The organism is Nonomuraea montanisoli, from assembly GCF_013363975.1.
Lineage (GTDB): Bacteria > Actinomycetota > Actinomycetes > Streptosporangiales > Streptosporangiaceae > Nonomuraea > Nonomuraea montanisoli.
In genome coordinates this window covers 81,477-93,358 of record NZ_JABWGN010000024.1, presented here as the reverse complement: position 1 = coordinate 93,358, position 11,882 = coordinate 81,477, and the positions used below count along the sequence as shown (strand labels likewise).

Genomic DNA, 11,882 nt, shown 5'->3' with positions numbered 1-11,882 from the left:
ACCATCGAGATGGCCAGATCGATCGCCCGGGCCTTGGCCGTCGTCTTGATCGAACGGGTGCCCAGCATCGCCGCCCGCTGGTCCGCGCCGACCCGGTCCACACCGGGCAGGCCGTGCAGGAACGCTCGCAACGCCGCCTCCGAAGAGGCCACGTCCGCGAGCGAAGAGGTCACAACGCTCATCGCGATCGGGTCTTTCTCGTGCGTGCCGGGGACGGGTGCCCGCCCGGCGGGGCGGTGGAGGCGCGTTCGATCAGCTTGGTGTCCAGGACGACCCGGCTGGCCATGCCGCCGCCGTCATCAGGGTCGAGCCGGCGCAGCAGCAGGCGCATGGCGAGCACGCCCTGCTCGAACATCGGCCGGTCCACGACGGTCAGGGGCGGCCTGAGCAGCGGACCGGTGTCCAGGTCGTCGAAGCCGATCAGGCTGATCTGGCCGGGGATGTCGATCCGCATGTCGTGCAACGCCTTGAGCGCGCCGAGCGTCATGAGGTTGTTGGCGGCGAAGACGGCGGTCGGCGGCTCGGGGAGTGACAGCAGGGACAGCGTGAGCTGGTAGCCGCTGTGCTCCTTGAAGTCGCCGACCAGGTCGTACTCGGGCGGCACCTCGACGCCCGCCTTGGCGAGCGTCGAGACGAAACCCTCACGCCGCAGCCGCCCGGGGGTGGTGTCCAGGGAGCCGCTGATCGCGGCCACCCGGGTGTGCCCGAGGGCCAGCAGATGCTCGGCCGCCTGCCTGCCGCCGCCGTCGTTGTCGACGAGCACGGCGTCGAACCGTTCGCCGCCCGCCAGGTCGCGGTCCACGAACACCAGCGGCACGTCGGCGTCGCGGACGTGCAGCGGCGTCTCGTCCTGCTCGGTGGCGGGGGCGAGGATGATGCCGTCGACCCTGCGCACCAGGTCCGCCAGCACGTCGTCCTCCTGCTCGCTGCTCTCGTCGCTGTTGGCGAGCAGGATCCGGTAGGGCTCCGTACGTGTGACGGACTCCATGCCCTTGACCACCGCGGCGAAGTACGGGTTCGTGATGTCCGGGACGACGACGCCGATGGTGTTGGTGCGCCCGGACTTCAACGACTGCGCCGCGGCACTCGGCCAGTAGCCCAGCTCGTCGATGGCGGTCTGGATCGCCTCGTACGAGCGCACCCGCTGGCCCCGCAGGAAGCGCGAGACCGTGGCGGGCGAGACCCCTGCCCGAGCTGCCACGTCATGGATGGTGACCACGTGAGCTCCAAACTGAAATCGATGTCAGTGATGATGGCAGGAGATGGCCACGGAGTGTCAATGCTGTGTTTCCAAGTCGTTACAGATCCACAGAAAACCGCACGTCGGAGACATGCCGCCACCAGCGGTTCGCGGGGCGTACTGAAACCGTTGTCAGTAGCAGCCGTGTAGGCGAAGGTCACCCCGTGAGGCGCGGGGATGGCGCGGCGTTCGATCGTGACCGGATCCTAGATGTCGAGGCGCTCGACATGGCTCGTTCCGGTGTCCGCCTCGACCCGTGCCTGCGCGATCAGCTCCGCGGGTGCGATCCCGTCCAGTTCCGCCAAGGACGGGCGGACCTCGAAGACGCGGCGGCTCTCCACCTCCGCGGGATCGAACGGGTCGATGTCGCCGGACCAGTCGGCACCCGAAGCCTGGCCACCCCCGGTCGACCAGTAGTTCCAATTGACGGACGAGCGTTCGAAGTACACCCAGGAGCCCTTGGGCGTGGTGTAGATGCGCCGGGAAACCTGGGCCGTGCCGTCATGTTCCGTCGTGTCGGAGCGCGCGACGAGCCTTCCGGAAAAGATCTTGAGCCTGCGCGCACCTGGCTGACCGGTGTCCAGCCGGATCTCTTCGAAGCCGGTGGCCTCGAGTTTCCTCTTCTCGATCACCATTCGCAGACCTTCCATCAGGGCGCTCGACAGTGACCCTTCGATCTCGTCGCGATGGGCCTCGATGAACGCCACGTCTTCCACGCTCAGATAGATCGTCTTGCTCGGCATGGACCGCTCTCACTATAGGTATACGTATATTCATCATGAGATGTGGCGCAGGAGAGGTCAAGGGTCATGACCTTCGCCGTGCGGCGTCCCGGCCTGCCGCGCGGGCGTAGCGGCGGGCCAGCGTCGCGAAGGCGTCCCTGAGCTCGTCCGGGCCGACGACCTCGATGTCGGCGTCGAACCTGCCGACGGCCGAGGCCAGCGCGGCCCACGACCACGAGCTCAGGACGAGCCGGCAACGATCCGGGCCGAGCTCCTCGACGGTGCCCTCGCGGGTGTAGCGGGACACGGCGGCGGCCGGCAGCGCGAGGATCACCTCGCCGCGGCAGGGCCACTGGCCGGAGCCGTCGGAGCCGCGGAACCTGCTGACCATGAAGGCGGCCACGTCGCCCCCGGGCAGCTCGCGCGGGGTGAAGCGGGGCCCCGTGGGGGTGCGCGGGATGATCCGGTCGGCGCGGAAGGTGCGCCAGTCCTCGCGGTCGACGTCCCAGGCGACGAGGTACCAGCGTCCGCCCCAGGTGACGAGGTGATGGGGTTGCACCCGGCGCGGCGACGCCTCCACGGCCTCGTCCTCCTCCCCCGGCGGAGGTGCGGGGGTGTAGTCGAAGCGCAGCACCTCGCGGGCGTGGACGGTGGCGCCGAGCGCCATGAGCACGCCGCCGTCGACCTGGGGGTCCGGCCGGGTCACGGGCTGCTCGACGGCGGTGACCTGGAGGGTGTCGATCCGGCGGCGCAGCCGTGCGGGCATGACCTGCCGGACGGTGGTGAGCGCGCGGGCCGCGGCCTCCTCGATGCCGGCGCCCGTGGTGGTGGCGATCTGGAGCGCGATCGCCAGCGCGACGGCCTGCTCGTCGTCGAACAGCAACGGCGGCAGCTCCGAGCCGGCGTCCAGCCGGTACCCGCCGTCCGGCCCCTTGAAGGCCACGACGGGATACCCGAGCTCACGCAGGCGGTCGACGTCCCGGCGCAGGGTGCGCGGGCTGATGTCCAGCCGTTCGGCCAGCAGCGCGCCCGGCCAGTCCCGGCGCGCCTGGAGCAGCGAGAGCAACGCCAGCAGTCGCGCTGAAGTCTTCGGCACGATCCCATCTTGCCGGGAGTAGAGGCCACTTCCTGACCGCTACCCCTGTGATGGTTGTCGTGTGCCCGTCATCGACGACGACCGGAAGGATCCGAACACCATGACCACCGCCACGTCCCCCTCGACCCTCGACGCCGAGCGGAGCGACCTGCTCGCCGCGCTCGCGGCCGCGCGGTCCGCCCTGACCAACACCGTCCGCGGGCTGAGCGACGAGCAGCTCGGCGAGCGCCCGACCGTCAGCGCGCTGTGCCTGGGCGGCCTGATCAAGCACGTCGCGTCCATGGAGGAGGGATGGATGCGCTTCGTGGTTGAGGGCCCCTCGGCGATGAACCACGACCTGCCCGACGGCGTCACCTGGGCCGACCTCGCGGCCGGCACCGCGCGTGAGGTCCCGCGGTGGGTGATCGAGCACCAGAACGACTTCCGGATGCTGCCCGATGACACGCTGGCCGGGATCCTCGCGCGGTACGAGGCGGTCGCCGCCCGTAGCGAGGAGATCCTCGCCGCCGTCCCCGACCTGTCGGCGACGCACCCGTTGCCGGAGGCGCCCTGGCACGAGCCGGGCGGGACGCGCAGCGTGCGCGCGGTGCTGATGCACGTCATCGCCGAGACCTCCCAGCACGCCGGGCACGCCGACATCCTGCGCGAGACGCTCGACGGGCAGACGTCCACCTGAGCGGCGTCAGGGCCCACGATCATCCGAGCGGTCACTGCGGAAGCTCGCCGGCAGGGGATGATCTCGTGCGGACGACGGCCTGGTCGCCGCGCGGCCCGAACAGGTGCAGGATCTCCACGGCGTTCGTGTCCGCCGGGCCGAACCAGTGCGCCTCCCGCGTGTCGAACTCGGCCACCTCGCCGGGACGCAGGGTGTACTCCCGGTCTCCGAGGATGACGCGGAGCTCGCCGGCGAGGACGTACAGCCACTCGTAGCCGTCGTGGGTCACCAGTTTCGGCTCGCGGGGAGCCAGCACCTGCTTGAACACCTGCACCCGGCCCGGGTACTGCGTCAGCGGCACGAGAATGCTGTCGCGGCCCTTGCGCAGGGGTTTGAGATGCACCCGGGGGTCGCCGCTGGCCGGAGCGGCCACCAGTTGGTCGAGCGCGACACGGTGCGCACGCGCGAGCGGGATGAGCAGCTCCAGCGTCGGACGCCGTTTGCCCGACTCCAGCCGCGACAGCGTGCTCACCGAGATCCCGCTCGCCGCGGCGAGCGCCCCCAGGGTGAGCCCGCGGTCGCGGCGCAGGGTGCGCAACCGGGGGCCGATGGCGTCGAGGATCTGTTCCAGCTCCGTGTCCACGCGGTCCAGTTTTGCAGTCTCCGCAAAAGTGCTGGGCGGCGGCCGTCCGCCGGGCCGACCATGGCCGGGCGAGTGCTCCCCCGTACGAGAGGCCGGCCGTGACCGCGACAACCCACCCCGTTCAGCCCGTTCCGAGCGTGCGCAGACGCTGGACGGTGCTGGCCGTCTGCTGCCTGAGCATGTTCCTCGTCGGCCTGGACACCACCATCGTCAACGTGGGCCTGCCCGCGATCGGGAGCGGCCTGGGCGTCGGGACGCGCGGCCTGGAATGGGTCGTGGACGCCTACACCCTCGTGCTGGCGAGCCTGCTGATCTCCTCCGGCGCGCTGGCGGACCGGTTCGGGCGCCGGCGCGTGTTCCAGTTCGGGCTGGCCGTGTTCGGCGTGGCCTCGCTGGCCTGCGCGCTCGCCCCTTCGGTCGGCGCGCTCGCCGCGGCCCGCGCCGTGCAGGGCGTCGGCGCGTCCATGCTCAGCCCCGTGGCTCTGGCGATCGTGGTGAACGCGATGCCCGACCCGAAGGAGCGGGCGCAGGCGATCGGCGTCTGGGCGTCGGTCTTCGGGCTCAGCATGGCCGCCGGCCCGGTCACGGGCGGCGCTCTCGTCGCGGGGGTCGGCTGGCGGTCGGTGTTCTGGATCAACGCGCCGGTCGTCGTGGCCGCTCTCGCGCTCAGCGTGATCTTCATTCCGGAGTCCCGGGCGCCGCGGGCGCGGCGGCTCGACCTTCCCGGTCAGGCGCTGCTGACCGTGGTCATCGGGGTCTCGGTGGGCGTGCTCATCGAGGGGCCGCGCGTCGGCTGGACGTCGCCCGTGGCGCTGGCCGCGTACGCACTGGTGGCCGTGGCGGCGGCCGGATTCGTGTGGGTGGAGTGCCGCCGGGAGGAGCCGCTGATGGATCCGCGCCTCTTCCGGCGTCCGGTCTTCGGCGGCGCGGTCCTCGGCGCCGTGGCGGTCTTCGTCGCGCTGAACGTGACGCTGCTGCTCACCACCCTCTACCTGCAGCACGCCCGGGGATGGACGGCGCTGGCCGCGGGGGCGGCCACGCTGCCCATGGCCGCCGGGGCCACGCTCTGCGCTCCCTTGTCCGGGCATCTGGTCGGGCGTCTCGGACCGCGGCCGCCCCTCGTCCTGGCCGGCGGCTTCATCGCGGCGGGCGGGCTCTGCCTGGTGGGGCTCGACCAGCGCACGAGCGTGCCCCTGCTGCTGGCGGCCTACGCGCTCATCGGCATCGGGTTCGGCTTCGCCAACGCCCCGATCACCAACACCGCGGTGAGCGGGCTGCCTCCCGCCCGGGCCGGTGTGGCCGGGGCGATCACGTCGACCGCGCGCCAGTTCGGCTCCGCGCTCGGCATCGCGATCGCGGGCGGCCTGGTCGCCGGCGCCGGCCCGGCGGCGCTCGCGCAGGCGTCCCGCCCGGGCTGGATCATGGTGACCGCGTGTGGCCTGGTCCTGCTCCTCGTGGCGTACGCGTCGCGACCGAAAGCCAGGTCGGGAACGTAGGCTTGCTGCGGTTGCCCGCGCCGGCGAAGGAGCCGCCCATGACCCCCGATCCGACGATGACCCGGATCGGCCAAGGGGTGGAGTTGCATCACCGCCGCGGTCGGCGTGACGCCGCACGCGAGATGTTCGCCCAGATCTGGGAGGACATCGGCGGCGAGCAGGGCGACCCGCTGCATGTCTGCGTCCTCGCCCACTCGATGGCCGACGTGCAGGACGACGTGCGCCAGGAGCTGACGTGGGACCTGCGGGCGCTGGCCGCCGCCGAGCTGGTCACCGATGAGCGGGTGGCCCGGGCCGGGGTGCCGCTCTCCGTGGCCGGCCTGTACCCGTCGCTGCACCTCAACGTGAGCGACTGCTACCGCAAGCTGGGCGATCTCGGTCGCGCCCGCGAGCACCTCCGGCAGGCGCGGGCCGGGATCGGCGCGCTGGGCGACGACGAGTACGGACGGCTCATCAGGGGCGGCCTGGAGCGGCTGGCCGAACAGCTGGGTGAGGCCACCTGACCGCGCCCCGGCGCACGAGCGACGCCACCGAGGACGCGCCGCGCGACACTAATCCCTAATTCCCTACCGGTTGTGTTGACTTTATGAGACGGCCGGTTTACGTTGGCGAACGTGACGACCACGGCACTGACCATCCGAGGTCACGTGGACTTCTGCCGCGTGGCCAGCGCGCTGTGTCCCTCCTTCCGTCCCGCCCTCCAGCGACCACACCTCTCACGGAAGGACCCCACCCATGTCACCCTTCTCCATCCGGCCCGTCGCCGGCCGGATAGGCGCCGAGATCTCCGGCGTACACCTGGACGGTGAGCTGCCCGCCGACACCGTCGCGCTGATCCGCTCGGCCCTGCTCGATCACAAGGTGCTCTTCTTCCGCGCCCAGGACCACCTGGACACGGACAGCCAGGTGGCCTTCGCCCGGCTGCTCGGCGACCCCACCGAGGCCCACCCCACCGTGCCGGCGCTCGCCGGCAACACGCACATCCTGGACCTCGACTACAGCGACGGCCAGAAAGTCGACCGCTGGCACACCGACGTCACCTTCGTCGACCGGCCGCCGCTGGCCTCCGTGCTCCGGGCGGTCACCGTGCCGCCCAGCGGCGGCGACACGCTCTGGGCCAACACCGTCACCGCCTACGAGCACCTGCCCGCCGAGCTGCGCGACCTGCTCGACCGGCTGCGGGCCGTCCACACCAACCAGTACGACTACGTGCGCATCGCCGCCTCCGACGACCCGGAACGGACCCGCGCGCAGGCGGAGGTGTTCACCTCGACCCTGTTCGAGACCGAGCATCCCGTCGTCCGCGTCCATCCCGAGACCGGCGAGCGCGCGATCCTCCTCGGCGACTTCGCCAAGCGCCTGGTCGGCCTGCCCGCGCAGTCGTCGGCCGCGATCATCCAGTTGATCCAGAGCCACGTCACCCAGGTGGAGAACACCGTGCGCTGGCGCTGGTCCCCCGGCGACGTGGCCGTCTGGGACAACCGGGCCACCCAGCACCGGGTCGTGCACGACTTCGGCGACCAGCCGCGCCGCCTCCACCGGGTGACCATCGCCGGTGACATCCCGGTCGGCGTGGACGGCCGGACGAGCACGGTGCTGTCCGGCGACGCCGGCTCCTACTCGCCGCTCGCCGCCTGAGGCCCCCTCCCCCCTCCCCTGCTGCCCCGGCCACACCGTAGTGGCCGGGGCAGCGGTTTCATGAAGATCTGGCCTTCCAGCGCCGGACATCCAGGACGCGCAGGTAATCCTCAAGCTGCTTCGGTTGTGGGGCAGCCCAGGTCGTGAGCGTCCGTCACCCGTTCCGCGGGCCATCGACGATCACCCCTGGTACCGACCACGTTCGCGAGGGCGCGCGCATGTGGCCGGGCGGGGCATCTGTGCCTGCCCCGCCCGGCCACGGTCAGGAACTGCCGGCCACCGTCAGGAGTGGGCGAGGAAACGCCCGAACCTGCCCTGGTGGTAGAGGAGAGGACGTCCCGCGCTGTACACGTGCGCCTCGGCCACCAGGCCCACCACGAGCACGTGGTCCCCGACGTCGGCGGTCTCGTGCGGCAGGCAGATCAGGTGGGCCGACACGTCGTGCAGCAGGGGCGCCCCCAGCGGGCCGGGACGCCACCGGGTGGGCTCGGCGAACCGGTCGATGCCCTTGCGCGCGAACCTGGCCGCGACCTCCTCCTGGTCGCTGGCGAGCACGTTGACCGCGAAGTGGTCGGCCGAGCGCAGCCACGGCCACGTGGTCGAACCACGGTCGACGTAGAAGGAGACCAGCGGGGGATCCAGGCTGACCGAGGAGAACGAGGTCGCGGTCAGTCCGACCGGGATGCCCTCCGACTGCGCGGTGATCACCACGACGCCCGCGGCGTGCACCGCGAGGGCACGGCGGTAGTGGTCGGCGTCCACGGCGTGGCCGGGCAGGGTCTCCGTCATGGCGCCGCCCCCACCTTGGCCGCCCCCTCCCTGACCGCTCCGGTCGTGGCCGCCCCGGTCGTGGCCGCCTCCGCCCTGAGGGTGGCGGCCACCTGCGGCGCGACGCGGTCGGCCCAGGCTCCCAGGCGCTCCTCCAGGTCGGTGAGCTGGGATTCCAGCAGGGCGAGCCCCGGCGTGGGTACGGTGGCGCCCAGCTCCACCAGCAGCGGTCGCAGGTGTACCTCCACCGCCAGGGAATGGGCGGGGTCCCCCATGACCAGCAGCGGCAGGGCCGTGGTCCCGGCCAGCGCGCCGGACGGGAGCCGGTCCAGGAACACCTTGAGCAGGCCGGTGTAGGTGCCCTTGTAGGTGGGGCCGGCCACCACCAGCAGGCGCGACCTGGCGACCAGGTGCAGGGCCGCCTCCACGCTCGGGGACGGGACGGGTGACAGCAGGTGAGGTCCCAGCCCTGAAAGGTCCACGACGTCGCCGGGCACGGCGTCATCGGGCACGCCGTACCCGACCCGCCGGGCGATCGCCCGGGTGGCCTCGAGGGCCACGGCCCGGGTCCTGGAGCCTGCGCGGGGGTTGCCGACCAGGGTGACGACGCTCATCCGGCCACCGCCACTTCCAGCTCCGCGTCGCCCTGCGCGGCGTACCGGGAGCGGGGCCGGGCCAGCCCGTAGGTGCCGCGCAGGGTGCGGCTGTCGTACTCGTACCGGAACAGACCCCTGACCTGCAGCTCCGGTACGACGTGGTCCACGAAGTCGGCCAGGCCGCCGGGCAGGATCGGCGGCATGACGTTGAAGCCGTCGGCGGCTCCGCCCTCGAACCACTCCTGGATCTCGTCGGCGATCCGCTCGGGCGTGCCGGCCACCACGCGATGACCCCGGCCGCCGGCCAGGCGGGCGATGAGCTGCCTGACCGTGAGGTCGTCCCGCCTGGCCAGGTCGACGACGAGCTTGCGGCGGCTCTGCGCGCCCTCGGTCTCGACGGGGATGTCCGGCAGCGGGCGGTCGAGCGCGTCCTCCCCCAGCTCGATGCCGGTCATGTGGGAGAGCTGGGCCAGCCCGTACGCGGGGATGATGAGCTCTTCGAGCTCCCGCTCCAGTTGGCGCGCCTCCCGGTCGGTGGAGCCGATGATCGGCGAGATGCCCGGCAGGACGAGCAGGTCGTCCGGTCGTCTGCCGTACGCGGCCAGGCGGCTCTTGAGGTCGGCGTAGAACTCCTGGCCTTCCTCCAGGGTCTGCTGGGCGGTGAAGACGGCCTCGGCGAAGCGGGCGGCGAACTCCTTCCCGTCCTCCGACGACCCCGCCTGCACCAGGAGCGGGTGCCCCTGCGGCGGGCGGGAGGCGTTCAGCGGGCCGCGCACCCGGAAGTGCTCGCCCGCGTGCTCGATCGGGTGGATCTTGCCGGTGTCGGCGTACAGCCCGTGCGCGCGGTCGCCGAGGATCGCGTCGTCCTCCCAGCTGTCCCAGAGCTTGGTGACGACGTCCAGGAACTCGGTGGCCCTGGCGTAGCGGTCGGCGTGCGCGGGCCGATCGACCCCGAAGTTGTGCGCCTCGGCCTCGCTGGCGGAGGTGACGATGTTCCAGCCCGCCCGGCCGCCGCTGATGTGGTCGAGCGAGGCGAACTTGCGCGCCACGTGGTACGGCTCGTTGTACGTGGTCGACACGGTGGCGATCAGGCCGATGTGGTCGGTGACCGTGGCGAGCGCCGACAGCAGTGTCAGCGGCTCCAGACCGCCGAGGGCGTTGTGCCGGACGTTGCCCCAGAGCGCGACGCCGTCGGCGAGGAAGACCGAGTCGAGCTTGCCGCGTTCGGCGATCCGGGCGAGGTTCTGGTAGTGCCGGACGTCGGCGATCCTGGCCGGCTCGGTGCGCGGGTGCCGCCAGGCCGCCTCGTGGTGGCCGACGCCCATGAGGAAGGCGTTGAGGTGGAGCTTTCTCGTCACGTGGTCCTCCAGGTGGAGAAGCGGCGCTCGATCCTGAGCAGCAGCAGGTTGAACAGCAGGCCGAGCGCGGAGATCGTGATGATCCCGGCGTACATCTCGGGGATGCGGAAACTGGATTGGGTGTCGAGGATGAGGTATCCGAGCCCGGCCTTGGCCCCGACCATCTCGGCGAACAGCAGCACGAGGATCGAGTAGGCCCCCGCCAGCCGGACTCCGGTGAAGATGGCCGGCACGGCGGCGGGCAGGATGACCTTCTGGAAGAGCCGGACCGGGCCGAGGCCCATGGAGCGGGCCGATTTGATCAGCAGGGGTTCGACGGTCTTCACGCCGCTGACCGTGTTGAGCAGGATGGGCCAGGAGCAGGCGTACAGGACGAAGGTGATCTTCGAGGTCTCGCCGATGCCGAGGATGAGCGTGAACACCGGCAGCAGCGCGACGGGCGAGGTGTTGCGGAAGACCTCCAGCAGCGGGGTGAGGGCGTCGGCCACCGGCCGGTACCAGCCGATGAGCAGGCCGAGCGGGATGGCCAGCGCGATGGCCAGGCCGAACCCGGACAGCGAGCGGATCAGCGACGCCTGCAGGTGTTCCGGCAGCGGCCCGTCGAGCAGGAGCCCGTACCAGACGACGAGGTCCTCCGACAGCGGGGGCACGAACACCCGGTCGAACACCCCCACCCGGGGCAGCACCTCCCACGCGGCCAGGAGCAGCAGGATCGCCCCCGACTTCGTGACCGCCCGCGACGCCAGGCGGCGCGTTCTGCGCGCGAGTGCCGACGGGCGAGAGGTGCGTACGGACGGCTGATAGGCGGGGGCGGCGACGGGCGCCACGTGCCGGTCGAGGCCGGTGGGGAGCTCCAGCGGCTCGCGCTCGCTCAGGGCGGTGCCGGTGGCGGGGGCGCTGCGCCGGTCAGCCACGGGAGGTCGCCGCCTTCCGCTCCAGCACCTGCGCCGCGGCGACCTCGTCGCGCAGCAGCGTCCACACGTGGTGCCGGTACTCGCCGAACACGGGATCCGCCCGCAGGTCACCGGCGCGGGAGTCGAACGCCACCTCGACGACCTCCTTGATGGTCCCGGGCCGGGAGGTCATGACCGCGACCCGCTGGCCGAGGTAGACGGCCTCGTCGATGCCATGCGTGATGAAGATGATGGTCTTGCCGGTCTTGTCCCAGATGCGCAGCAGCTCCTCCTGGAGCGACTCGCGGGTCTGGGCGTCCAGAGCGGCGAACGGCTCGTCCATGAGCAGGACGTCGGGGTCGAAGGCGAGGCTGCGGGCGATCGCGACCCGCTGGCGCATGCCGCCGGACAGCTCGTGCGGGTAGCGCTCCTCGAACCCGGTGAGCCCGACGAGGTCGAGGTGGTGCCGGGCCCGCTCCCGCCGCTCCCTCCTGGGCACGGCCTTGGCCTCCAGCCCGAACTCGACGTTGGCCTGCGCGGTGCGCCAGGGGAACAGCGCGTACTGCTGGAAGACGATCCCCCGGTCGAGTCCCGGGCCGGTGACCGGCGTGCCGTCGATGACGATCTCGCCCGCCGTCGGCGCGGTCAGCCCGGCGACCAGGTCGAGGAGGGTGGACTTGCCGCAGCCGCTCGGCCCCACCAGCGCGAGGAACTCCCCCTCGCGCACGTCGAGGTCGACGCCGTCCAGCGCGACGAACGGCTCGCCGGCGTCGCGGA

General features: G+C 71.8%; 12 protein-coding genes and 2 pseudogenes. 4 read left to right on the top strand and 10 right to left on the bottom strand.

Annotated elements, in window-relative coordinates; translation table 11 throughout:
- The 4 genes and pseudogenes from HTZ77_RS47090 to HTZ77_RS42055 all read right to left on the bottom strand — a co-directional run.
- Positions 1-182 (bottom strand): annotated as a pseudogene (locus tag HTZ77_RS47090) (deoxyribose-phosphate aldolase); the annotation flags it as partial.
- Entirely contained in the window at positions 179-1,201 is a 1,023-nt protein-coding gene (locus HTZ77_RS42065; RefSeq protein WP_175595391.1) for a LacI family DNA-binding transcriptional regulator, read from the bottom strand. The pseudogene HTZ77_RS47090 and the gene HTZ77_RS42065, both read right to left, overlap by 4 nt.
- Positions 1,202-1,446: 245 nt before the next feature.
- On the bottom strand, positions 1,447-1,983 hold the full coding sequence (locus HTZ77_RS42060; RefSeq protein ID WP_175595379.1) for an EXLDI protein: 537 nt from the start codon (positions 1,981-1,983) through the stop codon (positions 1,447-1,449).
- A 64-nt stretch (positions 1,984-2,047) separates the two neighbouring features.
- Positions 2,048-3,058: a helix-turn-helix transcriptional regulator gene (locus HTZ77_RS42055; protein ID WP_175595378.1), complete on the bottom strand. Its 1,011-nt coding sequence runs from the start codon at positions 3,056-3,058 to the stop codon at positions 2,048-2,050.
- Positions 3,059-3,158: 100 nt separating this feature from the next.
- Here HTZ77_RS42055 and HTZ77_RS42050 point away from each other — a divergent pair, with 100 nt between their 5' ends.
- Positions 3,159-3,734 carry a DinB family protein gene (locus HTZ77_RS42050; protein ID WP_175595377.1) on the top strand — a complete coding sequence of 192 codons (576 nt, stop codon included), beginning with the start codon at positions 3,159-3,161 and terminating at the stop codon, positions 3,732-3,734.
- Between the two features lie 31 nt (positions 3,735-3,765).
- On the opposite strand, the gene HTZ77_RS42045 is transcribed toward HTZ77_RS42050, so the two are convergent.
- Positions 3,766-4,356 (bottom strand): helix-turn-helix domain-containing protein, encoded by a 591-nt coding sequence (locus tag HTZ77_RS42045; protein WP_175595376.1) that lies wholly within the window; start codon positions 4,354-4,356, stop codon positions 3,766-3,768.
- 137 nt (positions 4,357-4,493) lie between these two features.
- Here HTZ77_RS42045 and HTZ77_RS42040 point away from each other — a divergent pair, with 137 nt between their 5' ends.
- The 3 genes from HTZ77_RS42040 (at position 4,494) to HTZ77_RS42030 (ending at position 7,490) form a co-directional block, all read left to right on the top strand.
- Positions 4,494-5,852 carry an MFS transporter gene (locus HTZ77_RS42040; RefSeq protein WP_328809087.1) on the top strand — a complete coding sequence of 453 codons (1,359 nt, stop codon included), beginning with the start codon at positions 4,494-4,496 and terminating at the stop codon, positions 5,850-5,852.
- A 38-nt stretch (positions 5,853-5,890) separates the two neighbouring features.
- Positions 5,891-6,355, top strand: a complete 465-nt coding sequence (locus HTZ77_RS42035) for a hypothetical protein (RefSeq protein WP_175595374.1) — start codon at positions 5,891-5,893, stop codon at positions 6,353-6,355.
- A gap of 232 nt (positions 6,356-6,587) precedes the next feature.
- Positions 6,588-7,490 carry a TauD/TfdA dioxygenase family protein gene (locus HTZ77_RS42030; protein ID WP_175595373.1) on the top strand — a complete coding sequence of 301 codons (903 nt, stop codon included), beginning with the start codon at positions 6,588-6,590 and terminating at the stop codon, positions 7,488-7,490.
- Positions 7,491-7,772: 282 nt separating this feature from the next.
- Here HTZ77_RS42030 and HTZ77_RS42025 read toward each other — a convergent pair whose 3' ends face one another.
- From HTZ77_RS42025 to HTZ77_RS42005, 5 genes and pseudogenes are all read right to left on the bottom strand, one after another.
- Positions 7,773-8,279 (bottom strand): flavin reductase family protein, encoded by a 507-nt coding sequence (locus HTZ77_RS42025; RefSeq protein WP_175595372.1) that lies wholly within the window; start codon positions 8,277-8,279, stop codon positions 7,773-7,775.
- Positions 8,276-8,872 (bottom strand): NADPH-dependent FMN reductase, encoded by a 597-nt coding sequence (locus HTZ77_RS42020; RefSeq protein ID WP_175595371.1) that lies wholly within the window; start codon positions 8,870-8,872, stop codon positions 8,276-8,278. The genes HTZ77_RS42025 and HTZ77_RS42020 overlap by 4 nt, the downstream gene beginning before the upstream one ends.
- On the bottom strand, positions 8,869-10,212 hold the full coding sequence (locus HTZ77_RS42015) for an LLM class flavin-dependent oxidoreductase (protein WP_328809086.1): 1,344 nt from the start codon (positions 10,210-10,212) through the stop codon (positions 8,869-8,871). Before HTZ77_RS42015 ends, HTZ77_RS42020 begins: the two co-directional genes overlap by 4 nt.
- Positions 10,209-11,126: an ABC transporter permease gene (locus HTZ77_RS42010; protein ID WP_328809085.1), complete on the bottom strand. Its 918-nt coding sequence runs from the start codon at positions 11,124-11,126 to the stop codon at positions 10,209-10,211. The genes HTZ77_RS42015 and HTZ77_RS42010 overlap by 4 nt, the downstream gene beginning before the upstream one ends.
- A pseudogene (locus HTZ77_RS42005) lies at positions 11,119-11,869 on the bottom strand (ABC transporter ATP-binding protein); the annotation flags it as partial. The gene HTZ77_RS42010 and the pseudogene HTZ77_RS42005, both read right to left, overlap by 8 nt.
- Positions 11,870-11,882 lie beyond the last annotated feature (13 nt).

Coding starts and splice junctions, on each gene's coding strand:
- HTZ77_RS42060 (WP_175595379.1), bottom strand. CDS start 1,983: ATGCCGAGCAAGACGATCTATCTGAGCGTGGAAGACGTGGCGTTCATC.
- HTZ77_RS42025 (WP_175595372.1), bottom strand. CDS start 8,279: ATGACGGAGACCCTGCCCGGCCACGCCGTGGACGCCGACCACTACCGC.
- HTZ77_RS42050 (WP_175595377.1), top strand. CDS start 3,159: ATGACCACCGCCACGTCCCCCTCGACCCTCGACGCCGAGCGGAGCGAC.
- HTZ77_RS42035 (WP_175595374.1), top strand. CDS start 5,891: ATGACCCCCGATCCGACGATGACCCGGATCGGCCAAGGGGTGGAGTTG.
- HTZ77_RS42030 (WP_175595373.1), top strand. CDS start 6,588: ATGTCACCCTTCTCCATCCGGCCCGTCGCCGGCCGGATAGGCGCCGAG.
- HTZ77_RS42020 (WP_175595371.1), bottom strand. CDS start 8,872: ATGAGCGTCGTCACCCTGGTCGGCAACCCCCGCGCAGGCTCCAGGACC.